This is a genomic window from Dactylosporangium cerinum, assembly GCF_042653625.1.
Lineage (GTDB): Bacteria > Actinomycetota > Actinomycetes > Mycobacteriales > Micromonosporaceae > Dactylosporangium > Dactylosporangium cerinum.
On sequence record NZ_JBHSIU010000013.1, the window covers coordinates 172106 to 195602 of the forward strand.

Sequence of the window (23497 nt, forward strand, 5' to 3'; positions counted from 1 at the left end):
AGGCACTAGGAGTGCAGATTGTTCACAGCTGGTTGGGCTGTGTTAGCTGGGCCACCGCTGGCGCGGCGTCCCGGCGGGGGGCTGCGCCACCCCACACCCCCTATGCTCGCTGCGCTCGCACTCAAGCCTGTTTCTTCCGCGGCGGCCTTCGGCCGGAAGAGCAGTGGGGGATTCTCACCCCACACCCCCAATGCTCGCTGCGCTCGCACGACCTGCGCCCTGACGGGCGCGGTCGACTCAGACGCATGCGCGTGGGCACTCGAAAGACCGGGGGTCCAGGTTTCGGATCGCTCAGGTCTTTCGTCTTCCTCGCCTGCCATTCGCGCGAGACGCGGAGGCAGGCCCGTCCTCCTCTTGCAGTGGTTGCTGATTGCTGGGGGTGAGCGCCGCCGCCATGTGCGCCACACGGATCGGGGAGAAACATATCGAATGTCCGAATAGTGGAATTTATCAGAGTTTCGAGCCAGGAACCGTTCAGGTGCGGCACGGTTGCGCCGATGGTCTCAGCGTCACACGGAAGAGACGGAAACACGGGGGCACGGATGAACGGCAACGCGATCACGAAGGCCATCACGCTCGCAGGCTTCGCCGCTCTGGCGGGTCTGGGCACCATGATCGGTTCGACCGCCGCCACTGCCTCCACCACCTCCCTGGCCGCGGCCACGGATGGTCACACCGTCGCGTACGTCCGGGCCGGCGTCATCTACAGCTTCGACGGCACCACCGAAACCCGCCTCACCGAGGACGAGGTCAACGCCCGGCCGCGGTTCTCGCCGGACGGCAGCAAGCTGGCCTACCTGCACAACAACACGGTCTGGGTGATGAACGCCGACGGTGGCGACAAGCACCAGGTCAGCGACCGCACCGCCGGTGGCCCCTCGTGGTCGCCCGACGGCAAGTGGATCGCCTACGCGGCGTTGTCCTGCACCGGTGGCCCGGGGGTCTTCCGGGTGGGCACCGAGGGTGGCACCGCCTCCGAGCCGCTCTTCCCCGCCTCGTGCCGCGACCAGGCCGCCCCCGAGGTCGCCTACATCATGGAGCAGCCCGAGGAGGCCACCACGGTCACGCCGAACCTGGTCGACCGGCTGCGCTCCGACGACGCGGTCGCCTGGTCGCCCGACGGCTCCAAGATCGCCTTCCGGGGCGGCGAGTGTGAGTCCATTGCCGACAACTGCCTGAGCATCGGCAACGTGGTCGCCGGCACCGAGCGCGCCATCGACTACTACGGCGGCGGTGGCAGCGGCACCAGCGGCTTCGGCGTCGTGCCGGCCTGGCGCGCCGACGGTCAGAAGGTCACCTGGACCACGTACACCGAGGACGGCACCGCCGTGCGCGTCACCGAGGCCGACGTCGACGGTGCGAACCGCCGCCAGGTCGGTGCCGCCGACGACCGCGAGATGGTCTACGCGGGCACCCGCACCGGCGTCCTGACCGCAGCCCACCAGGGCCACTCCTGGATCACCGCGGTCAACCTGACCACCGGTGCCCGCACCCCGCTGCACCAGGGCTCGCAGCCGACCGTCAGCGCTTGATGTCCAGCACCGCCGCCGCCATCCTCCTCAGCGCCCTGACGCTGACCCTGAGCGCCTGCGACTCCGGTTCGACACCCGTCGAGCCGGAGTCTTCGCGCGCCACCCCCGCAAGCGCCCTGCTCACGGTCGAGGACCTGCCCGACGGCTATGCGACCAGCCCGCCGCAGGCCCAGCCCGAGGTGAGTGCGGCCGGCTCGGTGAGCGTCGCCGGCTGTGACGTCCTGCTCAACCGGTTCCGTGACGGTGGCACCGGCGTCCGGTTCGAGGCCGGCACCGCGGGGCCCTTCCTCGCCGAGGAGCTGGCCGATGACGCCGGTGCGCCAGGTGTACTACGGGAGCTGGCCGGACGGTGTGCCGCGTTCACCGACACCGACGCGGGTGGCGAGACGACCGGCGTCACGGTGGCCGAGGGCGGCCTGCCGAGCCTCGGCGACGAGTCCGTGGCGTTCCTGATGACGGCTTCCGGCGGGGCCGGCGACGACGCCTACACGCTCGGCGGCTACCTGCTCGCGATCCGGGTCGGCGGCACCACCTGCACGATCGTGCACTTCGGCCAGCCCGGCGTCGACCCGGCGGAGACCGAGGAGATCGCCAGAGCCGCGGTACGGAAGCTGCAGCGGCGACAATGAGGCATGCGGCTGGGCACGTTCAACCTGATGCACGGGCGGTCCCTCACCGACGGGCTGGTCGACGCGGATCGGGTCCACGCCGCGATCGCCGGCCTCGATGCCGACGTGCTCGGCCTGCAGGAGGTCGACCGGGGGCAGCATCGCAGTGGCCACGCCGACCTCGCCAGGATCGCCGCGGACGCGCTGGGTGCGGCCGACGTCCTGTTCGTGCCGGCGGTCGTCGGCACGCCCGGCGAAGACTTCCGGGTGGCGACCGACGCCGACCAGGACGGTGTCGATCCGCACTACGGCGTTGCGCTGGTCAGCCGTTATCCAGTGGTCGAATGGCGGGTCACCAGACTGCCCGCGGCACCACTGCGCTCCTTTGTGATGGCCGGCGCCGGTCTCAGGCTGATCGACGACGAGCCCCGGGTGCTGATCGCCGCGGTGCTCGAAACCCCGATCGGACGTGTGACGGTCGCCACCACACACCTGTCATTCGTGCCGGGGTGGAACGTGCGGCAGCTCCAGTTGGTGCGCCGGGCGCTGCGGGCGCTGCCGGCACCGCGTGTGCTGCTCGCCGACCTCAACCTCCCCGGCGGGCTGCCCCGGCTCTTCTCCGGCTGGCACCGGCTCGCGGGCGTGCCGACCTACCCATCGCCCGCTCCACGTGTGCAGTTCGACCACGTGCTCGCCGATCGGCGGGGGATCGAGCGCCTCCCGAGGGTCCTGCGGGTGGCGACCCCGGCGGTGCCCTTCTCCGACCACAGACCACTCGTTGTTACCCTACGTGATCGACCGGGCACGCTACAGATCGATTAGGGCAGATTTAAGCGCGAGTGGAATGCCTGCTTACGGCGGTTTGTCCGGGCGTGATTGCGAGCCGTGTTCGTTTAACTACGATTCTTCGGTGCCTTGTAGATTGGGCGTTCGTTTGTTGGGATGCGTACCGTCAGTGATTTCCAACCGAAGGTACAAGGCCGCAGAGGCCGCCGGTCCGGAGGATAAGAGCCGTGAAAGGTCGCCACCGCTCAGCGGGGTCGTCAGGCGCAGCGCTCAAGATGGGCGCCGCCGCCGTCGCCGTGCTCGTTGTCCTCGCCGGCAGCTGGTATGCGTTCCGGAAGTTCTCCCAGACGTCGTGCGGCTCGTCGACGAAGCTCACGATCAGTGCGCCCGCCGACATCGCCCCCGCGCTGAAGCTGCAGGCGGCCGACTGGTCCGCGCCGGGCAAGTCGGACGACAGCTGCGTCGACGTCGAGGTGATCGAGGCGGCGTCCGCCGACGTGGCTGCCGCGATCGCCGCCACCTCGAAGAAGTCCCTGACCGGCGTCGGCCAGGCCAACGGCAAGACCCGCGTCCCGGACATCTGGGTGCCCGACTCGTCGCTGTGGCTGCAGCGCCTGCGCGCCGCCAACCCGGCCAGCGTGCCGACCGGCGCCACGTCGATCGCCCGCAGCCCGATCGTCGTGGCAGTCCCGGAGCCGATCGCGACGACGTCCTTCGGCTGGCCGAACGCGAAGATCAAGTACACCGACCTGATCGCCAAGGTGTCCGGTGACCAGAAGGTCAAGCTCGGCATCGTCGAGCCCAGCCGCGACTCGACCGGCCTCGCCGGCCTGATGACCCTCGCCGCGGCGGCGACCGCCTCCGGCGGCGGCAACGCAACCCAGGCCACCCAGATCGCGACCGCCGCCCTGCGCGCCCTCGCGGCCGGCCGGTCGTCCCTCAAGGACGACCTGATGCAGAAGTTCCCGCGCGGCTCCGACCCGCAGGCACTCAGCGCCGGCCTCACCGTGGCGCCGCTGTCGGAGCAGTCGGTCATCCAGTACAACGCCCAGCAGCCGCCGGTCCGCATCGCCGCGATCTACGCGGACCCGGCGCCGGTCGCCCTGGACTACCCGTTCGTCGTGCTCAACAAGGACCGGGCCGCCACCGCCGAGCAGCTGCTCAAGTCGCTCAGCGGGGAAAGCTTCCGGGACCGCCTCGGCGCGATCGGCCTCCGCGGCGCCGTCGGCGCCGCCGGCAAGGGCTTCCAGACGCCGACCAACGCGCCGCCGGCGCTCACCGCCAGCCAGGTGCCCGAGGCGGCCGCGATCGAGGGCCTGCTGACCAAGTGGCAGGCGATCACCCTGCCGGCCCGCATGCTCGCCGTCATCGACGTCTCCGGCTCGATGCTCACGAAGGTGCCGACCGCCGGCGGCGTCGACCGCATGACGGTGACCCTCGAGGCGGCCCGCCGCGGCATGCAGCTCTTCGACGACTCCTGGGCCCTCGGCGTGTGGACCTTCTCCACCCAGCTCGACGGCGCCAAGGACTACAAGCAGCTCGTGCCGATCGGCCCGTTGGTCAGCCAGCGCAACCAGTGCCTCCAGGCCCTGCAGGCGATCCGCCCGAAGCAGAACGGCGACACCGCCCTCTACGACACCATCCTCGCCGGCTACAAGGCCGTGCAGGCCGGATGGGACAACGGCCGGATCAACTCCCTCATCGTCATGACCGACGGCGAGAACGACGACCCCGCCGGTGGCCTCTCCCTCGACCAGCTGATCGCCGAGCTCAAGGCCACCGCCGACCCCGCCAAGCCGATCCAGGTGATCCTCATCGGCATCGGCGACAAGGTCGGCGAGGGCGCCATGCGCCAGATCACCGACGCGGTCGGCGGCGGCACCTTCGTCGCCCCCGACCCCGCCAAGATCGGCGACATCTTCCTCCAGGCCATCTCTCTCCGAGGCCAGGCGGCCCAACCCAAGTAACGTTCCCGCTTGCACGATCGAAGGACGGCCCCGGTCCCCGCGACCAGAGCCGTCCTTCGTTCATGTCTGCACAGCTACCAGTTGGCTTTGCGGGCCTTGGCCTCATACAGCAGCACTGAGGCGGAGACCGAGACGTTGAGCGAGTCGCCGGAGCCGAGCATGGGGACGGCGACGCGCTGGTAGCCGTGGCCGTACCACTCCTTGCCGATGCCGTAGCGCTCGCTGCCGACGACCAGTGCCGTGCGGCCCGAGTAGTCGGCCTGGCGGTAGTTGACCGCCTCGTCGGTGTCGGCGAGCAGGACCGTGAAGCGGAGCCGGTCGAGCCAGGCGATGGCCTCCCCGGTCTCCTCGAACTCGACCGTCGGCACGGTCAGGATCGTGCCCTGGCTGGCGCGGATCACCTTCGGGTGGGTCAGCCGGGTCTTGCGGTTGGTGAGCACCAGGCAGTCGGCACCGCACGCGTCCAGGGACCGGATCAGGGTGCCGAGGTTGCCGGGGATCTCGACGCCGTCGGCGACCAGCACCAGTGACGTCCGGCCGAACCGGAGATCCGAGGGCTCCCAGCGGGGCAGGGCGGCCAGGGACAGCAGGCCGTCGGGCTTGTCGCGCTCGGACATCTTCTCCATCGTCCGCAGCGAGACCCGGAACGACCGCTCGGCACGAGCGGCGATCTCCTCGGCCCGGCGGTGCGCCTCGTCGGCGTAGATCGCCTCGGGGCACCAGAAGAACGTGTCGATGGGCGCGTTGGCCTCCAGGAGCATGTTGTGCGCCCAGAGGCCCTCGGCGACGAACAGCTTGTAGCGGTTGGGTGCGGTGTTGTTCTGGATGTGCTGCACCTGCCGCACGGCGGGGTGCTGGACCCCGATGGCCTGGAGTTCCATCACAACGTGACGGTAACCGACAGCTCCGATGCGTCAGTGACGGCCCACTCGCGCACGTTGCCGGCGGCGGTGAGGTCGGCCTGGACCTGCGCCAGCGCGGAAGCCGGGCCGGCCACCGTCAGCAGGGCCACCTCGGCGCGCATCGACTGCTGGGCCGTCGACTTCGCCTTGCGCACCGCCGCGAGCACCGCCGTCGCAACCGACAAAGGCGAAATGTCCGAAGAATCAGACAAGGTGGGCCACGGTGCGCGGTGCACGGAACCCGGCTGCCACCACGACCAGACCTCTTCCGTCACGTACGGCAGGAACGGCGCGAACAGCCGCAGCAACGTCGACAGCGCGGTCGTCAGCGTGGCCCGGGCGGAGTCGCCGCCGGGCACCTCGCCGTAGGCCCGGGCCTTCACCAGTTCCAGGTAGTCGTCGCAGAACGACCAGAAGAACTGCTCGGTGCGCTCCAGGGCGCGCGCGTAGTCGTACACCTCGAACGCCGCGGAAGCATCAGCCACCGCCGTGGACAGTGCGGACAGCAAGGCCCGGTCCACCGGCTCGGTGACGGCCGGCTCCAAAGCCACAGGGAAGCCGAGCACGAAACGGCTCGCGTTGAGCAGCTTCGTCGCCAGCCGGCGGCCGACCTTCATCTGGTTGAGGTCCAGCGCCGTGTCCACGCCGGGCCGGGCGCTCGTCGCCCAGTAGCGCAGCGCGTCCGCGCCGAACCGCTCCAGGAGCGCCTCCGGCGAGTCCGGCGCGTTGTCCTTGGACTTGCCGATCTTCTTGCGGTCCGGGTCGACGATCCAACCGGCGATCGAGGCCCGTTTCCACGGCAGGACGTCGTGCTCCTCGTGTGCGCGCAGCACCGTCGAGAACAGCCAGGTCCGGATGATCTCGTGGGCCTGCGGGCGCAGGTCCATCGGGAACACCCGGCCGAAGAGGTCCGGGTCGTCGAGCCAGCCACCGATGATCTGCGGCGTCAGCGACGACGTCGCCCAGGTGTCCATCACGTCCGGGTCGCCGACGAACCCGTCGGGCTGCCCCCGCTGCGACTCGTCGAAACCGGGCGGGGTGTCGCTGCTCGGGTCCATCGGCAGCGACGCGGGCACGATCGGCTCGTCGTAGATCGGGTGGGCGTCGGCGTCGAGCCGGTACCAGAGCGGGATCGGCACGCCGAAGAACCGCTGCCGGCTGATCACCCAGTCCCCGGTGAGCCCCTCCACCCAGTGCTCGTAGCGGGTCCGCATGTGCGCCGGTGTCCACTGCAGCTCGCGGCCGCGCTCCAGCAGGGCGGCCCGCAGCTGCGGTGACCGGCCGCCGTTGCGGATGTACCACTGGCGCGTCCCGACGATCTCGAGCGGCTTCTCGCCCTTCTCGTAGAACTTCACCGCGTGCGTGATCGGCCGCGGCTCGCCCTCCAGGTCCCCGGAAGCGCGCAGCGCCGCCACGACCTTCTCCCGTGCCTGGTGCACGGTGAGCCCGGCGACCAGTGCGTACCGGTCCTCCTCGACGCCGGGCGGCGGCTGCAGGCCGAGCCGGCCGTTGCGCTGGATCACCGTGCGCGTGGGCAGGTCCAGCTCGCGCCACCAGGTCACGTCGGTGAGGTCGCCGAATGTGCACACCATCACCAGGCCGCTGCCCTTCGCCGGATCGGCCAGTGGGTGCGCGAGCAGCGGCACCTCCACGTGGAACAGCGGCGTGCGCACGGTCGAGCCGAAGTGCGGCGCAAAACGAGGATCGCTCGGGTGCGCGACCAGCGCCACGCAGGCCGGCAGCAGCTCCGGCCGGGTCGTCTCCACGGCGAAGTCGCCGAACCGGATCCGGTGATAGGCGCCCGGGCGCTCCCGGTCCTCCAGCTCGGCCTGGGCCACGGCGGTGCCGAACGTGACGTCCCACAGCGTCGGGCCGTCCACCGCGTACGCGTCGCCGCGGGCCAGGCTGTTCAGGAACCCCTGCTGGGCGGCGGCCCGGGCCCGGTCGCCGATCGTGGTGTAGAGCAACGACCAGTCCACGGACAGGCCGAGGTTGCGCCACAGCTGCTCGTACGCCTGCTCGTCGACCTCGGTCTGGCGCTTGCACAGGTCGATGAAGTTGCGCCGGCTGATCTTCTGCGGCGGCCCGCCGGTGGTCTTCGTGATCACCAGGTGCTCGTCGTAGGGCAGCGTGGGATCGCACTGCACGCCGTAGGTCAGCTGCACCCGTCGCTCGGTCGGCAGCCCGTTGTCGTCCCAGCCCATCGGGTAGAACACGTTCCGGCCGCGCATGCGCTGATAGCGGGCGATCGCGTCGGTCTGCGTGTAGGAGAACACGTGCCCGATGTGCAGCGCCCCGCTCACCGTCGGTGGCGGCGTGTCGATCGAGAAGACCGACTCCCGTTCAGTGGAACGGTCGAACCGGTACGTCCCCTCGGCGTCCCATACCTTTACCCAGCGCGCCTCGAGTCCATCGAGGGTCGGCTTGGCAGGTATACGCGTCGAATCGGACATGTGCCCCATGCTAGAGCGGTGACTGCCGCGACACCCCTCAATAACCGCATCGCCGCCGCCCTCGTCTTCCTGACCAGCGGGGCCGTGCTCGTCCTGGAGATCGTCGGGCTGCGGCTCGTCGGCCCGTACGTCGGCGTGACGCTGTCCAGCAGCACCGCCATCATCGGCGTCGCCCTCGCCGCGATTGCCTACGGTGCCTGGACCGGTGGCTGGCTTGCCGACCGCCGCATCGACCAGCGCAAACTCCTGTCGCCGCTGCTGCTGCTCGGCGCCGTCGCGACCGCGGCCACCCTGCCGATCATCCGGGTCGCCGGCGAGTGGCTGCGCGGCACCGACGCCACCAGCGTGCTGCTGCTCGCGGCGATGACCCTGTTCGTGCCCGCCGCGCTGCTGTCCGCGGTCACCCCGCTCGTCGTCAAGCTCCAGCTGGCCGACCTCGCGCACACCGGGCGGGTGGTGGGCCGGCTGTCCAGCCTCGGCACCCTCGGCGCCATCACCGCCACGTTCGCGACCGGGTTCGTCCTGGTGGCCACCGTGCCGACCAGCGTCATCCTGCTCGGACTGGCAGCGATCCTGGCCGTTGCAGGGTTCGGATTCGGTGGGTACTGGCGGCGCCGCGGCAACGTGTCGGCGGCGCTGGCGTTCGTCGCCGTCGGCGTGCCGATCGGGATCGTCGCACCGAACCCGTGCGACGTGGAGACCGCCTACACCTGCGCCGCGGTCGAACCCGACGGCTCTGGGCGGACCCTGTTCCTCAACGGTGCCCAGCACTCCTACGTGGACCTGGACAACCCCACGCACCTCGAATACGCCTACACCCAGTGGATCGGGTCCTACCTGGACGGCCTGCCGGCCGGGCCCCTCACGGTGCTGCACCTCGGCGGCGGTGGGTTCACGCTGCCGCGGTACGTCGCCGCGACCCGTCCCGGCAGCGACAACCTCGTGCTGGAGCTCGACCCGGCGCTGGTCGCCCTCGACCGGCGAAGCCTCGGCCTGCGGACCGGCCCGCTGCTGCGGGTGGAGACCGGCGACGCCCGCGCGAACCTGCACCGCCAGCCGTCCGGGTCCCGCGACGTGATCATCGGCGACGCCTTCGGGCACCTGGCGGTCCCGTGGCACCTGACGACCCGCGAGCTCGTCACCGACGTCCGCCGGGTCCTGCGCCCCGGCGGCGTCTACGCGCTCAACGTCATCGACGGGCCGGCCCGGCGGTTCATCCGCGCCGAGGTCGCCACCATCGCCGCGGTCTTCCCGCACGTGACGCTCGTGGCCCCGCTGCCCGCGCTGCGCGGCGAGACCGGCAGCAACTTCGTGGTGTTCGCGTCGACGGCCCCGCTGCGCCCCGCCGCCGATTCGCTGACGGGCGACGAACTGCGCGCCTTCACCGGCGACGCGACGGTGCTCACCGACGACTACGCGCCGGTGGACCAGCTGCTCACCTGGGACTGAGCGGCTCGAGCGGTTTGGCCGGGCGGCCCGTCAGGCGTTCCACGTCGCCGCTCACGGCGGCCAGTTCACCGGCGGCGATGGCCTCGTAGGAGCTGACCCACCCGGCCACCTCGAACGCCGGTGCGCCGTAGTGCGCCCGGGACGCGTACGCCTCCTCGACGGTCTCCGGCTCGTACCTGACGCCGAGCCGGGCGGCGACCTCGTGCAGGGTCAGCGCCTCGGGGCCGGTCAGGTCGTAGGTCCTGCCGTCGTGACCACCGCCGGTCAGGGCCTCGACCGCGCACGCGGCGACGTCGTCGTAGCCGACCGTGGCGACCCGGCCGTCGCCCGCCGGGCCGCGGATCACGCCGTCGGGGCCGGCGAGCTTCGGCAGCATCTCCTGATACAGGTTGTCGCGCAGGAACGTCCAGCTGAGCCCGGTGTCCCGGATGTACTGCTCCGTGTGCCAGTGGTCCCGGCCGAACGTGAACGTGCAGTCCGGTGCGGCGCCGGCGAACGACAGGTACACGATCCGGCGTACCCCGGCACCCACTGCGGCGTCGACCGCGCTGCGATGTTCGGCGAGCCGGTCCTTCGACTCCCGGCCCGACACCAGGAGCAGGGTCTCGACGCCGTCGAGGGCCTGCCGCATCCTTGGCGTGTCGCGGTATTCCGCGTCCTTGCGGGTCAGCCGCCGCGCGTCCGGCAGCGCCGCCGCCACCCTGCCACCGACCTGGCCGTTTGCTCCGGTTACTGCGATCGACACCTCAGGCCGCCGGTTTCTCGTCGCGGATCGGCAGGATCTGGTCGAGGCCGGTGATCTCCAGCGTCATCGACACGTCGTCGTTGGGGTTGGCGACGATCAGGGTCGCGCCCGCCTGCTGCGCCCGGCGCCAGCAGCCGACCAGCGTGCCCAGCCCGCTCGAATCGATGAAGGCCAGCTCGGTCAGGTCGATGACCAGCTCCTTCGCCCCCGCGTCCAGCTGTCTGACCACCTCGGTGAGCAACTTCGGTGCGGTGTCCAGGTCCAGGTCCCCCACCGCGTCGAGGCGCACCAGCTCGCCCTCGCGGCGCACCGACAGCTCCCATACCGTCTCGTCGTCGACCACGTTGTGCATGTCCTTTCGCGAACCGAGCTGCAGATCGGCCACTGATCGCTGGTCAACAGTGTGTGGTACTCATTGGGTGGACTTCAAACGCTCGCACCGTTTGACCCGGTCTGTTGCTCGACGCAGACTCGATGGCATGACCGGTGATCTCGAGTTTGTGGGGCGTGCCCCGGCAACGTTCGACGACGCCGCCATGCTCGCCGTGGCGCAGCGGCGGGCGCAGTTCCTCGCCGACGCCGGGCGTCAGGTGTCCGGTTCCCTCAACCTGCCGCACACCGTGCGCCGCTCGCTGTCCGCCTGCGTGCCGCACCTCGCGGACTGGGCGCAGGTCATGCTGGTCGGGCGGGACGGTGCGACGTACACCAGCCTCGTCGTCAACGGATCGGGCCCGACGTCGACCGCGCGCCGGTCGCCGGGCGCCGACGGGGTCATCGGCCAGGCGCGGCTCCTCGTCACCGGCCGGCCCGAGCTGTTGCACGTGTCGCTGGACCAGGACCCGCTGGAGCCCGACGGGCTGGCCGCGCTGGTCCCCGACGAACTGATGCGTGAGCAGGTCGCCGCGCTGCGCCCCGCCGACGTGCTCGGCCTGCCGCTGACCGCCCGCGGCACCACGTTCGGCACCCTGACCCTGGCCCGGCGCAGCGGCTACGGGTTCGTCGCCGAGGACATCTCGGTGGCCGAGGAGCTTGCGGTGCGCATCGCGCTCGCGCTGGACGCTGCCCGGCGCTATGCGGAACGGTCCAACGTCGCGACCGTGCTGCAGGCCAGCCTCCGCCCGCCGGAGCTGCCGAAGCTCGATGGCAGCGCGCTGGCCGCCCGCTACCGGCCGGCCTCCGGCGACGCCGAGATCGGCGGCGACTTCTACGACGCCTGGGGCGACCCCGCGGACTGGTCGTTCGTCCTCGGCGACGTCTCCGGCAAGGGCGTCGAGGCGGCCGTGGTCACCGGCCAGGCCAGGCACACCGTGCGCGGCGCCTCCGCCGTCGACCGGGAACCGTCGGCGGTGCTGCGCGCCCTCAACACGATGCTCGACGGCACCACCGCCGGCCGCTATGTCACCGCCGTCTACGGCCGGGTCCGCCGGCAGACCGACGGCGGTCTGCACGTCACCGTGGCCTCCGCCGGACACCCGCAGCCGCTGCTGGTGCGCCCGTCCGGCGAGGTCGAGCCGGTCATGGTGCGCGGCCTCGCGGCCGGCCTGGTCGCCGACGTCGACTACGACCAGACCCAGGTCGTCCTCGCGCCCGGCGACACCCTGGTGCTCTACACCGACGGCGTCACCGAGGCCGGCCACCACAGCGTCCGCCGGGGCACCCAACGCCTCACCGGCCTGCTGTCGAACTACGCGCAGGCCGGCGTCGACGCCCTCGTCGAAGCGATCGAGATCGCGGTCCTGGAGGACTCGGGCGGCGTGCAACGCGACGACCTGGCGGTGCTGGCCCTGCGGGCGGAGATCGCATGACCGGGCCGGAGCGTGGCGGAGGGCTGGTCATCATGGGCTCAGTGCGGAGGTCAGGCGGCCGGAGCGAAGCGGAGGACGCATGACCGGGCTCGGTTTCTGGCCGTACTTCGACCTTCTGCAGCGCCGTGACGCCGCCGGCGCCCTGCAGTACGCCCTGGGGCTGGTCGACGGCGGGGCCGACCCCGTCGACGTCCTGCTCGACGTCGTCGCGCCGGCGCAGGAGCAGGTCGGGCTGCGCTGGGCGGAGGGCGCCTGGACGGTGGCGCACGAGCACGCCGCGACCGCGACCAGCGAGTCCGTCGCGATCGCCGTCGGCGCTCGCATCCCCGTCCCCGCCCCGCCGGCCGGGCACGTGATCCTGGCCTGCGCGGAGCGCGAGTGGCACGGGCTGCCGGCCCGCCTGGTCGGATACAGCCTGCAGGCCGCCGGTTGGCGCACCACGTTTCTGGGCGCTTCGACGTCGCCGCTGCAGTTCGCCCGGTTTCTCGACGATGTCGACGCCGACGCGGTCGCGATCAGCTGCTCCGTCGCGGCGTCGTTGCCGGCCGCCCGCCGCCTGATCGGCGCCGCCCGGGAGGCCGGCCTGCCGGTCCTGGTCGGCGGCGGTGCGTTCGGCCCCGACGACACCCGGGCCAGAGCGCTGGGCGCGTCCGGCTGGGCGGGGAACGCCCGCACCGCGGCGACCGTGCTCACCGGTCTCGTCGCCGCCGCAAGCGATCTGACCTGGGCCGTTGACCGGGCCCGCCACGCCGGCGCCGACGAGCACGCGGAGATGGTGATCCGCTTCGCCGAGTTTCGCGCCGCCGCCCGCCGCCACTGGCTCGACGCCCCCGGCGACCCGTCGGACGAGGCAGGTCTGGCCGGCGACGCGGTCGACCACGCGCTGCACTCCCTGTCCGCGGCGCTGCTCACGGACGACCCCCGGCTCCTGCGCGAGGCGGACGACTGGCTCACCGCGCTGTTCGCCGCCCGGGGCGAGCCGGCCACCAGGGTGCCGTCCCTGTGGCGATCGGTGCACCGGACCGTCGGCGAGCCGCTCCCCGAGGCGGCCAGACACCTCAAGGCACTCTGACCGCCCGGCTGACGACTGGACTGTCAGGCCAGCTCGGCCCAGACGACCTTGCCGGTCGGGAGGGGGCGGACGCCCCAGGCGCGGGCCAGCCGCGACACGATGAACATGCCCCGGCCGGAGACACTGGTCTCGTTGTCGATCTCGGCGATCCGGGGCAGCGCCGTGCTGCCGTCGCCGACCTCGATGAGCACCGCGCCCTCGGTGCGGCGCAGGCGCAGGGCCGCCGGCGGGATGCCGTGGCGCAGTGCGTTGGCGACGAGTTCGTGGCCGACCATCACCGCGGACCTGGTGAGGTGGGTGAGGCCCCAGGCGGTCAGGGTGCGGGTGATGACGCCCCTGGCCTGCCGGACCGCACCGGCCGGCACCTCGACGGTGACCTCGGAGGTGTCGGGCTCGACGGTGGACACGTATCCCATGGTGCCCGTTTGTGCCCCCGTTGAACAGTGACGCCACGGCCACTGTCGGGGATGAGTCAGGTTTGCGCACCCTTCGTGGTGGGCACACCGGAAGCCAATCGCACGCGAGTCAGCACCACTACAGGGGGCCAGGATGCTCGTTCAACCAGAAATGACGGTTGCCGGTGGTGCGCAGCGCTCCTCGGACCTTCGTTCGGCGCTGAGCGCGCGGCACCAGGAACTCGCCGCGGAGCACGCCGAAGCGGTTGCCGAGATGACGCTCGCGGGCGTGGTCGACGCCGGCGACGACGTCGCCGACCTGGGCACCAAGGCGTTCAGCCGGGATCAGGAGTTCGCCCTGGCACTGTCGATCCGGGCCAGGATGGACCAGGTGGAGCGGGCGCTGGAGCGGCTCGACGACGGCACCTACGGCCGGTGCGAGCGCTGCTCCGAGGACATCCCGGTGGCGAGGCTGACGGCGTTCCCGTCGGCCACGCTGTGCGTGCGCTGCAAGAGCCTCAGCGAGCGCCGCTAGAACCTCAGCGGGCGTCGCTGGAAACCTCAGCGGACGCCGCTGGAAATCTCAGCGGGCGCCGCTCGCGCTCAACCGTTCGACAACGCCCAATGCCCGATGGGCGGCATTCTGCAGGTGCGGCAGGTAGTCCGCGGCCGCCGGGTTGTCGCCGAGGTCTTCGGCCAGGAATGCCACATAGTTGAGGATCGCGCCCAGAGCGTTGGAAAGGTCATGGGTGCCGTCGGCGACCTCCGCCCGGAGCAGGGCGAGCTCGTCGGCCGGTTCCGTCGCGCCCATCCGTCCCCCTGGCTAGAGTGAGTCCCGTCCAACTGTTACGGGGCGTAGTCGGATGATAACTCTAGTCACAGCACTGCTGGTAGTTGCGGTGTTCCTGCGCGCGCTCGGGGGGTATCTCGCCACCCGGGATTCGATGCAACGAGCCATCACGCTGATCTTCCTGCCGTCCGTGGCGGTCTGCGTCAACGCGTTGGTGCGCCAGATCCTCGGGGCACCGCTCCCGTCCGCGGTGAGCGCCAGCACGACCGCGCTGCTCATGCTGCAGCCGTACCTGACGCTGCGGCTCACCGCCCGGCTGCGGCACGTGCCGGCCTGGCTCGACCGGACCCTGCTGATCTCGCTGATGGCGAGCATCGTCGCCGTCGCCGCGGCGCCGCGCCCGCTGAACGTCGGCTACCTGCTGCTGGCCTCCGGCACGTTCACCGTGACCGAGGTGATCGCCGGCACCTACCTGCTGATCGGTGCGCAGCGGCGGTCCGGTGCGGCCAGGGCCCGGCTGCGCCTCGCCGCCGTGGCGACCTATGCGTTCGTGGTGATGATGTTGATGCTGTACACCGGCGCCGCGCTGTTGCCGAGCGCCAGGAGCTGGCTCGCGCCGACCGGGCGGATCGTCGCGCTCATGTCCGCGGTCGGCTACCTGATCGCGTTCATGCCGCCCGCCTGGCTGCGCCGGGTGATGTCGGCCACCGTCTGGTACGAGGCGACCGAAGACCTCCAGCGGCTGCCGTCGGCCGTCAGCACCGCCCAGGTGTGGCGCCGGTTCGTCCAGGTGGTGCACGAGACGACCGGCACCGACGCGGTCGTGCTGGTGCGCACGGCGCGCGGGCGCCGGTTGGAGCAGGTCGCGGCCGTCTGCCGGTCCGGTGCGAGCCTGCCGCACGGCCCGATGCCGGAGCTGACGGACCGCGACCTCGCGCTGCTGCTCGCCGCCCGGCAGCCGGTCTCGGCCGGCTCGACCCGTCGGCCCGCACCGGCGCTCGCCACGTACTACGCGCGGGCGACCGGCGCCCGGCTCGTCACCGCGCTGGAACTGTCCCTGTCCGCGGACGAGTGCGGCGCCGTGCTGCTGCTGGACCGCTATCAGGCCCTGTTCACCGCCGACGACCTGCGCCTGACGGCGGTGCTCGGCGGCCAGGCGCAGGCCCTCGCGGAGCGCAGCACCACCCTCGCCGAGCAGCGCCGGCTGACCGAGCAGCTGGCCGAGTCCGTCGACGCGCTCACCCACGCCAGCCAGGCCAAGAGCGACTTCCTGGCCGGGATGAGCCACGAGCTACGGACCCCGCTGAACGCGATCATCGGGTTCAGCGACCTGATGCGGGCCGAGCACCCCGACGGCGACCGGCGCACCGTGCCCGCCGACTGGGTCGACCACATCCACAACAGCGGCCGGCACCTGCTCGGCCTCATCAACGACATCCTCGACCTGGCCAAGGTCGAGGCCGGCCGGTTGGAGCTCAACCCGGAGCCGCTCGCCCTCGACGTCGCGGTCAACGAGGTGATCACCGGGCTGCGGCCGCTCACCGACCGCAAGGGCCTCGAGGTGGTGATCGACGTGCCGCAGGTGGCCGTCCGCGCCGACCCGCTGCGCTTCCGGCAGATCCTGGACAACCTGCTGTCCAACGCGATCAAGTTCACGCCCGAGGGCGGCCGGATCGCGTTGAGCGCCGCGCAGGAGATCGGCGAGGTCGCGCTGTGCGTGGCTGACAGCGGGGTCGGCATCGCCGCGGAGGACCACGCCCGGGTGTTCGAGGAGTTCCAGCAGGTCGGCAGCGCCGCGCAGCGGCAGGCCGGCACCGGGCTGGGGCTCGCGCTGACCCGGCGGCTGGTCGAGGCGCACGGCGGGTCGATCGCCCTGCAGTCCTCGCTCGGCGAGGGCAGCCGGTTCACCGTGCGGCTGCCGGACGCGACCGCCGACATGCCCGCCGCCGCGCCCGCCGCGCTCCCGGTGGCGGGGCCGGCCGGCGCCGCCCGCGGCCGGGTGCTGATCATCGACGACGACGCCCGCGCCGCCGAACTGCTCATGACCTACCTCGCCGCGGCCGGCTACCAGGTGCGCGTCGCGCCGGGCGGGGAGGAGGGCCTGACGGCCGCGCGGGCCTGGGTGCCCGACGCGATCCTGCTCGACGTCGTCATGCCCGGCCTCGACGGCTGGGACGTGATCCGGGAGCTGAAGCACGAGGATTCGCTGCGCGGGATCCCGGTCTTCTTCGCCACGATCATCGACGACCGGAAGGCCGGCATGTCGCTCGGCGCCACGGACTTCTTCGTCAAGCCCGTCGACCACGACCTGCTGCTGGCGCAGCTGGCCCGGCACGTCGTGCCGGCGGGCAACGAGGCCGCCTCGGTGCTCGTGGTCGACCGCGACGATCAGACCCGGCAGGTGGTCGAGCAGCACCTCCGAGACGGCGGCATCGACGTGGTCACCTGCGACGACGGGCCGGAAGGACTGCGCCTGTCCCGCGACCGCCGCTTCGATCTGATCATCTGCGACCTGCAGATGGCCGACGTCGACGGCTTCGCGCTGCTCGCCGGGCTGGAGGGCGACCCGGCGACCCGGGGGATCCCGGTGCTGGCGCTGACCGAGCCGGACCTGTCCGACGCCGACCGGGTCCGCCTGACCGGCAAGGTCATCGGCACCATGCCCCGCAGCGCCGCCGCGTCCGACGGCGTCCGCGAGTGGGTCGACCTGGCCGCCTTGGCCAGCACACTGTCCGATGCGCGGGGGAACGAGGCGACGAAATGAGCAAGGTGCTGCTGGTGGAGGACGAAGAGCTCAACCGGGTCCTGGTCCGGGCGATCCTGGCCCGCGCCACCGACGACGTGATCCGCGAGGTCGAGCTGGTCGAGGCCGGCAGCCTGCAGCGGGCCCGGGACGCGCTCACGGAGACCTCGGTCGACGTGATCCTCCTGGACGTGAACCTGCCCGACGGCAACGGGCTCAGCCTCGCCGCGGACCTCAGCACGCAGCCCGACCGGCCGCAGGTCATCGCCCTGACCGCGAGCGTGCTGCCGCACGAGCGGGCCGCCGCGATGAACGCGGGCTGTGACGCCTTCCTCGACAAGCCGTACGGGGCTCAGGACCTATTGAAGGTTCTCGCCAGCCATCTCCCTTCCTGACCGGCGTCGGAGCGCAGCGGAGCGCCGGTCGGCGGCCTTTGACTTTGAAATCGACGGTCGGAGCGCAGCGGAGCGCCGGGTCGGCGGCCTTTGACTTTGAAATCGACGGTTTGAGCGTCACCTACCCGGGGGTAGGTGAGATGACGCTCACTCGTCGTCAAAGGGGAGGAACGGGTGCAGACTCTCGCCGAAGGTCTACGCCTACAGATGGACGCGCTGGACTACGTCCTCCTGTCGCTCTACTTCATCACCGTCCTGGGGGTGGGTCTCGCCGCCCGCCGCTCCATCAAGAACAGCGCCGACTTCTTCCTGTCGGGGCGTTCGCTGCCGGCCTGGGTCACCGGTCTCGCCTTCATCTCCGCCAACCTCGGCGCGCTGGAGATCCTGGGCATGGCCGCCAACGGCGCCAAGTACGGCATCATGACGGTCCACTACTACTGGATCGGCGCCGTGCCGGCCATGGTGTTCCTCGGCATCGTGATGATGCCCTTCTACTACGGCTCCAAGGTCAGAAGCGTCCCGGAGTACATGCGGCGCCGCTTCAACCGGCCCGCCCACCTGCTCAACGCGCTGTCGTTCGCGCTCGCCCAGGTGCTCATCGCCGGCGTGAACCTGTACGCCCTCGCGCTGATCATGCAGGCGCTGCTCGGCTGGCCGCTGTGGACCGCGATCGTGGTAGGGGCGGCGATCGTCCTGGCGTACATCACCCTCGGCGGTCTCTCCAGCGCCATCTACAACGAGGTCCTGCAGTTCTTCGTGATCATCGCCGGTCTGCTGCCGATCGCGATCATCGGCCTGGTCAAGGTCGGCGGGATGGACGGGCTGTTCGACGCGGTCCGCAACACGGCGCTCGGCGAGGCCGGCCTGCACACCTGGGCCGACACCGGCGGCAGCGACAACCCGCTCGGCGCGTCGTGGTGGGGCATCGTGTTCGGCCTCGGGTTCGTGCTGTCGTTCGGCTACTGGACGACGAATTTCGCCGAGGTCCAGCGCGGCCTGTCGGCCCGCAACATGAGCGCCGCCCGCCGTACGCCGATCATCGCGGCCTACCCGAAACTCGTCATCCCGTTCGTCACCGTCATCCCCGGCCTGGTCGCCCTGGTCACGGTCGAGGGGCTCGGCGCAGACAAGGGCGACCTGCAGTACAACAACGCCATCCCGCTGCTCATGCGCGAATTCCTGCCCAACGGGGTGCTCGGCATCGCGGTGACCGGTCTGCTGGCGTCGTTCATGGCGGGCATGGCGGCCAACGTCTCCGGGTTCAACACCGTCTTCACGTACGACCTCTGGCAGGAGTACGTCAAGAAGGACCGGCCCGACGGCTACTACCTGCGCATCGGCCGCTGGATCACGGTCGTCGGCGTCATCATCGGCATCGGCACCGCGTTCATCGCGTCCGGCTACAGCAACATCATGGACTACATCCAGGCGCTGTTCTCGCTGTTCAACGCCCCGCTGTTCGCGGCGTTCATCATCGGCATGTTCTGGAAGCGGATGACCGCCTGGGCGGGCTTCTGGGGTCTGCTCAGCGGCACGCTCGCGTCGTTCACCGTCTACGCGGGCTACAAGTGGTGGGGCTGGTTCACGTTCGGCTCCGACCTGGACGAGTCGTTCTGGGGCGCCGGCATCGCGTTCGTGACCGTCGCCATCGTCTCCGTCGTCGTCACGCTCTTCACCACCAGCAAGACCGACGAGGAGCTGAGCGGCCTGGTGCACGGCATCGGCCGGCACGACCTGACCGCCGGTGCCGTCGCCGGTGACCAGGCCTGGTACCGCTCACCGATCCTGCTCGGGGTCGGCGCGCTGATCCTGGCCTTCGCGTTCTACCTGCCGTTCCTGTAGCGGTTTGCCGGAGTTTGAGAGGCGTCTGCACATGTCTGACCAGACGAAAGCGGAGACCGCCAGGGCGGCCCGACTGTTCGACGTCCGCCGTGTGATCGGTGGGCTCTTCACCGTGTACGGCGTGATCGTCACGATCGTCGGCATCTTCGACTCGCCGGAGGAGATCGAGAAGGCCGCCGGGGTCCGGATCAACCTCTGGATCGGCCTGGGGATGCTCGCCCTCGGGCTGCTGTTCTTGTTCTGGCAGTGGTGGCGGCCGGCCGAACCGCCGCCGCCGAGCGACATCCCCCCGGCGGACGAGATTCGGGAGTAACAGCCAGTACCGGGTTCCGGCACGGCGGTGCACACTGCGCGGCATGAAGATCGTGCTTGCCGACGCCGCGCCGGAACCCGAGTTCCTGGCCGGCACCGCCATTGTTGTCGCGCTCGTCTGCGTCGCGTTCGTCACCGCGCTCACCGTGCTCATCGTCTGGCTCGTCCGCCGGACGAAGAACCGCCGGTACTAGAGCAGCAGCAGCCCCATGAGCACCGACACGGCGTTCGCCCCGAGACTCGTCACCAGCAGCAGCGCCGGATCGCGGCGGCAGGCCAGCAGCAGGACCGCGGCCTCCACGACCACGACCGCGGCCTCCGCACCCCAGAGCCGCCCGGCGCTCGGACGAGGGGCGAGCAGCCACCACAGCACCGGGTGGGTCAGCAGGTTCACCGCCACGCCGAGCAGCGCCGCCCTCGCCGGCGTGGCGAGCCGCAGCGCCGTCAGCGCCAGCACGTACAGCGGCACCTCGACGGCCAGGGTCAGCAGCAGCGCCGGGATCACCGCATGAAGGTAACGCTGCCGTTCCTGTTCGCGGCCGCCGCCGCCCTGGCCGCCGCGCTCGGCGCGCCCCTCGCAACGACCGTGCTGGGGCTGATCGCGTTCGGGGTGCTGCACAACGTCCTGGAGCTGCGCTACGTCACCGGCCGGTTCGCGCCGGTGCTCAACGGCCGCTTCCTGGCCGTCCTGTTCGCGCTGATCAGCGCGATCGTGCTCTGCCGGATCGCGGCGATGTTCGTCGGCCAGCCCGCCCGCGACGCCGAGATCCTGGTCGGCTACGCGGTCCTGGCCGCCGGCTGTGCGCACGCGTTGCGCGGGTGGCTGCTCGGGGCGGCCGGCACGGTCCTGGCCGTCGCCGCCGCGGTGTCCCTGTCCTGGCCCGGCTACCACTTCGTGGTCCTCGCGCACCTGCACAACGTGGTGCCGCTGTTCTTCCTGTGGGAGTGGGCCGCCGCGCTGCCTCCGGTGACCCGGCGCTGGTTCCGGTCGATCCAGGTCGGCTGGGTGCTCGTGCTGCCGCTCGCCGTCCTGCTCGGCGCGTTCGACGTGTCGGGGGTGTCGGCCTCAACCGTGGCCGCCTTCGCCGGCGACCCCGCGAAGATCATGGCGCTCAGCGCGCCGCCGGCATCCTCCGCCGTGGTCGGTGCGCGGTTCCTGGTGGTGTTCGCGTTCCTGCAGACCATGCACTACTTCGTGTGGGTCTGGTTCCTGCCGCGGCACGCCCCTGCCGCGGCCCGGGCGTTCGAGGCGCGGGTGCCGTGGCTGCGCGGATCCCGGGCCTGGGCCCTCGGGGCCGGCCTGGGTGGCTTCCTCGCCGTGCTGTTCTTCATCGACTACGCGTCGGGCCGGGCGCTGTACAGCGCATTTGCCTCATACCACGCGTACCTGGAGTTTCCCGTGTTGCTGGCGATGCTCCTCGGAGCTGGTGCAGCGCGTTCACAGCTGGTTTTCAGGGAAACCGCAACCGGCGGTCAGCAAACGGCGGCAGTCTCGACGTTGACAGGGGAAATCTGACGAACTTGGAGTGAATCATGACGCGGCTGCTTGTGGTCGACGACGAGCCGGACATCGTCGAGCTGCTGTCCGCGAGCCTGAAGTATCACGGCTACGACGTGGCCAGCGCCACGAGCGGCCGGCAGGCGATGGAGGAGGCGCGGCGCTTCCGCCCCGACATGATCCTGCTCGACGTCATGATGCCCGAGCTCGACGGCTTCGAGGTGCTGCGCAAGCTGCGCGGCGAGGGCACCCGGGTGCCCGTGCTGTTCCTGACCGCCCGCGACGCCACCGAGGACAAGATCAAGGGCCTGACCCTCGGCGGCGACGACTACGTCACCAAGCCGTTCAGCCTCTCGGAGATCCTCGCCCGGATCCAGGCCGTGCTGCGCCGCGTCGCCGACCCGGCCGGCGGCGCCGCGGCCCCGTCGTCCCGGCTGACCTTCGCCGACATCGAGCTCGACGAGGACACCCACGAGGTGTTCAAGACGGGCCAGGAGGTCCAGCTGTCGCCGACGGAGTTCAAGCTGCTGCGGTACTTCATGACCAACCCTGGCCGGGTGCTGTCCAAGGCGCAGATCCTCGACCACGTGTGGCAGTACGACTTCGGCGGCGACGCCGGCGTCGTCGAGTCCTACGTGTCCTACCTGCGCAAGAAGATCGACACGTCCGAGCCGCGCCTGCTGCAGACGCTGCGCGGGGTCGGCTATTCGCTGCGGCTGCCACGGACATGAGGGCCTGGCCGCTGCGGGTCAAGCTCGTGGCCCTGATGCTCCTGCTACTCACCGTCGCGCTCGCCATCACCGGCGGCATCGGTCTCTACAGCACCCGCAACTATCTGGACGACAAGCTGCGCAACCAGCTCACGGAGACAGCGCCACGGGCGGGTGGTGGCTGCACCTCCTCGGGCCAGCCCAAGACGTCGACGGGCCCATACGGCCGCCGCGGCCCGGCGCTGCCCAGCGGCTACTGGGCCGCGTGCATCGCCGCCGACGGCACCATCACCAGGTCGGAGTTCGAGCCGCTGGCCGACCAGGCGGAGCCGAAGCTGCCGACCAACATCAACGACCTGAGCGGTCCCGGTCCCTTCTTCACCGTGCCGTCGACCAAAGCCAACGGCCACGACTGGCGCGTCCTGCTCGCCCGCGGCCCCGATGGATACGTCCTGGTCGCACTGAGCGAGGACGAGATCGACGGCACCGTCCTGCGGCAGCTCTGGGTGACCGTGGGGGTCGGCGGCGGGGTGCTGCTGGTGCTTGCCGTGGTGGCGTACCTGCTGGTGCGCTCCAGCCTGCGCCCCCTCGTGGAGGTCGAGCAGACCGCGGAGGCGATCGCGGCGGGTGACCTGACGCGACGCGTACCGGAGGCGGACCCGCGGACCGAGGTCGGCGGCCTGTCGACGGCCCTGAACACAATGCTCGGCCAGATCGAGACCGCGTTCGAGGAGCGCCGGGCCTCCGAGGAGGCCGCGCTCGCGTCGGAGGAGCGGATGCGGCGGTTCGTCGCCGACGCCAGCCACGAGCTGCGCACCCCACTCACGTCGATCCGCGGCTTCGCCGAACTGCACCGCCAGTCCGGCCGCGCCGACGACAACGTCGGGCGGATCGAGCACCACGCGACCCGCATGGGCCTGCTCGTCGACGACCTGCTGCTGCTCGCCCGGATGGACCAGCAGCGCCCCCTCGACAAGAAGCCGGTCGACCTGCTCGCCCTGGCCACCGACGCGCTCATCGACGCGAGGGTCACCGCGCACGACCACCGGCTGCGCCTACGGACCCAGGCCGGCGAAGACGACGACGTCGAACCGGCAATCGTCCTCGGCGACGAGGCCCGCCTCCGCCAGGTGCTGCAGAACCTGATCACCAACGCCCTCACGCACACCCCGGCGGGCACCGAGATCACCGTTTACGTGGGCACCGAGGGGCGCAACGCGGTGCTCGAGGTCGCCGACAACGGACCGGGCATGACGCAGGAGGACGCCGGCCGGGTGTTCGAGCGCTTCTACCGCACCGACCCGAGCCGGACCCGCGCGCTCGGCGGCTCCGGGCTGGGCCTGTCAATCGTGAATGCCCTGGTCACGGCCCACGGGGGAGAGGTCACCCTGCGCACCGCGCCGGGAGAGGGTGCCGCCTTCCGCGTCACCCTCCCACTCGCCGTCATTCCATGATCCGGAAGACCCTGTGTACCCAGGGGTGTGCAAGGTCTT

The 23497-nt window shown here is 71.1% G+C and carries 23 protein-coding genes; 16 read left to right on the forward strand and 7 right to left on the reverse strand.

The features are described 5' to 3' along the window. Nucleotides 1–542: 542 nt before the first annotated feature. From ACFPIJ_RS12995 to ACFPIJ_RS13010, 4 genes are all read left to right on the forward strand, one after another. On the forward strand, nucleotides 543–1532 hold the full coding sequence (locus ACFPIJ_RS12995) for a TolB family protein (protein WP_380114992.1): 990 nt from the start codon (nucleotides 543–545) through the stop codon (nucleotides 1530–1532). Next, a complete protein-coding gene (locus ACFPIJ_RS13000; RefSeq protein ID WP_380114993.1) occupies nucleotides 1532–2161 on the forward strand; it encodes a hypothetical protein in 630 nt (209 codons plus the stop codon). The genes ACFPIJ_RS12995 and ACFPIJ_RS13000 overlap by 1 nt, the downstream gene beginning before the upstream one ends. Before the next feature lie 3 nt (nucleotides 2162–2164). Beyond that, the gene (locus tag ACFPIJ_RS13005) at nucleotides 2165–2962 is read left to right on the forward strand and encodes an endonuclease/exonuclease/phosphatase family protein (RefSeq protein ID WP_380114994.1); all 798 of its coding nucleotides are present in this window, start codon (nucleotides 2165–2167) and stop codon (nucleotides 2960–2962) included. Nucleotides 2963–3201: 239 nt separating this feature from the next. After that, entirely contained in the window at nucleotides 3202–4893 is a 1692-nt protein-coding gene (locus ACFPIJ_RS13010; RefSeq protein WP_380114995.1) for a substrate-binding domain-containing protein, read from the forward strand. Between the two features lie 74 nt (nucleotides 4894–4967). On the opposite strand, the gene ACFPIJ_RS13015 is transcribed toward ACFPIJ_RS13010, so the two are convergent. Together ACFPIJ_RS13015 and valS are read right to left on the reverse strand one after the other, a co-directional pair. After that, nucleotides 4968–5774 (reverse strand): TrmH family RNA methyltransferase, encoded by an 807-nt coding sequence (locus ACFPIJ_RS13015; protein WP_239136117.1) that lies wholly within the window; start codon nucleotides 5772–5774, stop codon nucleotides 4968–4970. Further along, nucleotides 5774–8248, reverse strand: coding sequence for a valine--tRNA ligase (gene valS / locus ACFPIJ_RS13020; protein ID WP_380114996.1), 2475 nt, complete (start codon nucleotides 8246–8248; stop codon nucleotides 5774–5776). Before valS ends, ACFPIJ_RS13015 begins: the two co-directional genes overlap by 1 nt. An 18-nt stretch (nucleotides 8249–8266) precedes the next feature. Here valS and ACFPIJ_RS13025 point away from each other — a divergent pair, with 18 nt between their 5' ends. Continuing rightward, nucleotides 8267–9697 (forward strand): fused MFS/spermidine synthase, encoded by a 1431-nt coding sequence (locus tag ACFPIJ_RS13025; protein ID WP_380114997.1) that lies wholly within the window; start codon nucleotides 8267–8269, stop codon nucleotides 9695–9697. Here ACFPIJ_RS13025 and ACFPIJ_RS13030 read toward each other — a convergent pair. Then, a complete protein-coding gene (locus ACFPIJ_RS13030) occupies nucleotides 9684–10397 on the reverse strand; it encodes an NAD(P)H-binding protein (RefSeq protein WP_380114998.1) in 714 nt (237 codons plus the stop codon). The genes ACFPIJ_RS13025 and ACFPIJ_RS13030 overlap by 14 nt on opposite strands. Nucleotides 10398–10443: 46 nt before the next feature. Beyond that, nucleotides 10444–10827, reverse strand: coding sequence for an STAS domain-containing protein (locus ACFPIJ_RS13035; RefSeq protein ID WP_380114999.1), 384 nt, complete (start codon nucleotides 10825–10827; stop codon nucleotides 10444–10446). Between the two features lie 94 nt (nucleotides 10828–10921). Between ACFPIJ_RS13035 and ACFPIJ_RS13040 the strand changes: the two genes are divergently transcribed. Together ACFPIJ_RS13040 and ACFPIJ_RS13045 are read left to right on the forward strand one after the other, a co-directional pair. Beyond that, nucleotides 10922–12247: a PP2C family protein-serine/threonine phosphatase gene (locus ACFPIJ_RS13040; protein WP_380115000.1), complete on the forward strand. Its 1326-nt coding sequence runs from the start codon at nucleotides 10922–10924 to the stop codon at nucleotides 12245–12247. Nucleotides 12248–12326: 79 nt separating this feature from the next. Beyond that, on the forward strand, nucleotides 12327–13319 hold the full coding sequence (locus ACFPIJ_RS13045; RefSeq protein WP_380115001.1) for a cobalamin B12-binding domain-containing protein: 993 nt from the start codon (nucleotides 12327–12329) through the stop codon (nucleotides 13317–13319). A gap of 23 nt (nucleotides 13320–13342) precedes the next feature. Here the strand turns inward: ACFPIJ_RS13045 and ACFPIJ_RS13050 are convergent, their stop codons facing one another. Then, nucleotides 13343–13726, reverse strand: a complete 384-nt coding sequence (locus ACFPIJ_RS13050; RefSeq protein WP_380115002.1) for an ATP-binding protein — start codon at nucleotides 13724–13726, stop codon at nucleotides 13343–13345. A 142-nt stretch (nucleotides 13727–13868) separates the two neighbouring features. On the opposite strand from ACFPIJ_RS13050, the gene ACFPIJ_RS13055 reads away from it, so the two are divergent. Next, the gene (locus ACFPIJ_RS13055; protein WP_380115003.1) at nucleotides 13869–14249 is read left to right on the forward strand and encodes a TraR/DksA family transcriptional regulator; all 381 of its coding nucleotides are present in this window, start codon (nucleotides 13869–13871) and stop codon (nucleotides 14247–14249) included. A gap of 48 nt (nucleotides 14250–14297) precedes the next feature. Here the strand turns inward: ACFPIJ_RS13055 and ACFPIJ_RS13060 are convergent, their stop codons facing one another. Further along, on the reverse strand, nucleotides 14298–14525 hold the full coding sequence (locus ACFPIJ_RS13060; protein WP_380115004.1) for a hypothetical protein: 228 nt from the start codon (nucleotides 14523–14525) through the stop codon (nucleotides 14298–14300). Between the two features lie 133 nt (nucleotides 14526–14658). Between ACFPIJ_RS13060 and ACFPIJ_RS13065 the strand changes: the two genes are divergently transcribed. The 5 genes from ACFPIJ_RS13065 (at nucleotide 14659) to ACFPIJ_RS13085 (ending at nucleotide 19990) form a co-directional block, all read left to right on the forward strand. After that, nucleotides 14659–17268 carry a hybrid sensor histidine kinase/response regulator gene (locus ACFPIJ_RS13065; RefSeq protein ID WP_380115005.1) on the forward strand — a complete coding sequence of 870 codons (2610 nt, stop codon included), beginning with the start codon at nucleotides 14659–14661 and terminating at the stop codon, nucleotides 17266–17268. Further along, nucleotides 17265–17642 carry a response regulator gene (locus ACFPIJ_RS13070; protein ID WP_380115006.1) on the forward strand — a complete coding sequence of 126 codons (378 nt, stop codon included), beginning with the start codon at nucleotides 17265–17267 and terminating at the stop codon, nucleotides 17640–17642. Before ACFPIJ_RS13065 ends, ACFPIJ_RS13070 begins: the two co-directional genes overlap by 4 nt. 207 nt (nucleotides 17643–17849) lie before the next feature. Beyond that, nucleotides 17850–19484 (forward strand): sodium:solute symporter family protein, encoded by a 1635-nt coding sequence (locus tag ACFPIJ_RS13075; RefSeq protein WP_380115210.1) that lies wholly within the window; start codon nucleotides 17850–17852, stop codon nucleotides 19482–19484. 31 nt (nucleotides 19485–19515) lie between these two features. After that, the gene (locus ACFPIJ_RS13080; protein WP_380115007.1) at nucleotides 19516–19797 is read left to right on the forward strand and encodes a hypothetical protein; all 282 of its coding nucleotides are present in this window, start codon (nucleotides 19516–19518) and stop codon (nucleotides 19795–19797) included. Nucleotides 19798–19840: 43 nt separating this feature from the next. Further along, nucleotides 19841–19990 carry a hypothetical protein gene (locus tag ACFPIJ_RS13085; RefSeq protein ID WP_380115008.1) on the forward strand — a complete coding sequence of 50 codons (150 nt, stop codon included), beginning with the start codon at nucleotides 19841–19843 and terminating at the stop codon, nucleotides 19988–19990. Here ACFPIJ_RS13085 and ACFPIJ_RS13090 read toward each other — a convergent pair. Further along, a complete protein-coding gene (locus ACFPIJ_RS13090; protein ID WP_380115009.1) occupies nucleotides 19987–20301 on the reverse strand; it encodes a hypothetical protein in 315 nt (104 codons plus the stop codon). The genes ACFPIJ_RS13085 and ACFPIJ_RS13090 overlap by 4 nt on opposite strands. 3 nt (nucleotides 20302–20304) lie before the next feature. Between ACFPIJ_RS13090 and ACFPIJ_RS13095 the strand changes: the two genes are divergently transcribed. From ACFPIJ_RS13095 to ACFPIJ_RS13105, 3 genes are read left to right on the forward strand one after another with little or no spacing between them, the layout of a single operon-like run. Beyond that, the gene (locus tag ACFPIJ_RS13095) at nucleotides 20305–21312 is read left to right on the forward strand and encodes a hypothetical protein (RefSeq protein WP_380115010.1); all 1008 of its coding nucleotides are present in this window, start codon (nucleotides 20305–20307) and stop codon (nucleotides 21310–21312) included. A gap of 17 nt (nucleotides 21313–21329) precedes the next feature. Further along, on the forward strand, nucleotides 21330–22025 hold the full coding sequence (locus ACFPIJ_RS13100; protein ID WP_380115011.1) for a response regulator transcription factor: 696 nt from the start codon (nucleotides 21330–21332) through the stop codon (nucleotides 22023–22025). Next, the gene (locus tag ACFPIJ_RS13105; protein WP_380115012.1) at nucleotides 22022–23458 is read left to right on the forward strand and encodes a sensor histidine kinase; all 1437 of its coding nucleotides are present in this window, start codon (nucleotides 22022–22024) and stop codon (nucleotides 23456–23458) included. Before ACFPIJ_RS13100 ends, ACFPIJ_RS13105 begins: the two co-directional genes overlap by 4 nt. The last annotated feature ends 39 nt before the right edge of the window (nucleotides 23459–23497 follow it).

Bases quoted from the DNA above. Each gene is read 5' to 3' on its own strand.
- ACFPIJ_RS12995 (WP_380114992.1), top strand. From the start codon at position 543: ATGAACGGCAACGCGATCACGAAGGCCATCACGCTCGCAGGCTTCGCC.
- ACFPIJ_RS13095 (WP_380115010.1), top strand. From the start codon at position 20,305: ATGAAGGTAACGCTGCCGTTCCTGTTCGCGGCCGCCGCCGCCCTGGCC.
- ACFPIJ_RS13015 (WP_239136117.1), bottom strand. From the start codon at position 5,774: ATGGAACTCCAGGCCATCGGGGTCCAGCACCCCGCCGTGCGGCAGGTG.
- ACFPIJ_RS13040 (WP_380115000.1), top strand. From the start codon at position 10,922: ATGACCGGTGATCTCGAGTTTGTGGGGCGTGCCCCGGCAACGTTCGAC.
- ACFPIJ_RS13010 (WP_380114995.1), top strand. From the start codon at position 3,202: ATGGGCGCCGCCGCCGTCGCCGTGCTCGTTGTCCTCGCCGGCAGCTGG.
- ACFPIJ_RS13085 (WP_380115008.1), top strand. From the start codon at position 19,841: ATGAAGATCGTGCTTGCCGACGCCGCGCCGGAACCCGAGTTCCTGGCC.
- ACFPIJ_RS13055 (WP_380115003.1), top strand. From the start codon at position 13,869: ATGCTCGTTCAACCAGAAATGACGGTTGCCGGTGGTGCGCAGCGCTCC.
- valS (WP_380114996.1), bottom strand. From the start codon at position 8,248: ATGTCCGATTCGACGCGTATACCTGCCAAGCCGACCCTCGATGGACTC.
- ACFPIJ_RS13005 (WP_380114994.1), top strand. From the start codon at position 2,165: ATGCGGCTGGGCACGTTCAACCTGATGCACGGGCGGTCCCTCACCGAC.
- ACFPIJ_RS13075 (WP_380115210.1), top strand. From the start codon at position 17,850: ATGGACGCGCTGGACTACGTCCTCCTGTCGCTCTACTTCATCACCGTC.
- ACFPIJ_RS13100 (WP_380115011.1), top strand. From the start codon at position 21,330: ATGACGCGGCTGCTTGTGGTCGACGACGAGCCGGACATCGTCGAGCTG.
- ACFPIJ_RS13105 (WP_380115012.1), top strand. From the start codon at position 22,022: ATGAGGGCCTGGCCGCTGCGGGTCAAGCTCGTGGCCCTGATGCTCCTG.
- ACFPIJ_RS13080 (WP_380115007.1), top strand. From the start codon at position 19,516: ATGTCTGACCAGACGAAAGCGGAGACCGCCAGGGCGGCCCGACTGTTC.
- ACFPIJ_RS13070 (WP_380115006.1), top strand. From the start codon at position 17,265: ATGAGCAAGGTGCTGCTGGTGGAGGACGAAGAGCTCAACCGGGTCCTG.
- ACFPIJ_RS13060 (WP_380115004.1), bottom strand. From the start codon at position 14,525: ATGGGCGCGACGGAACCGGCCGACGAGCTCGCCCTGCTCCGGGCGGAG.
- ACFPIJ_RS13065 (WP_380115005.1), top strand. From the start codon at position 14,659: ATGCAACGAGCCATCACGCTGATCTTCCTGCCGTCCGTGGCGGTCTGC.
- ACFPIJ_RS13000 (WP_380114993.1), top strand. From the start codon at position 1,532: ATGTCCAGCACCGCCGCCGCCATCCTCCTCAGCGCCCTGACGCTGACC.
- ACFPIJ_RS13045 (WP_380115001.1), top strand. From the start codon at position 12,327: ATGACCGGGCTCGGTTTCTGGCCGTACTTCGACCTTCTGCAGCGCCGT.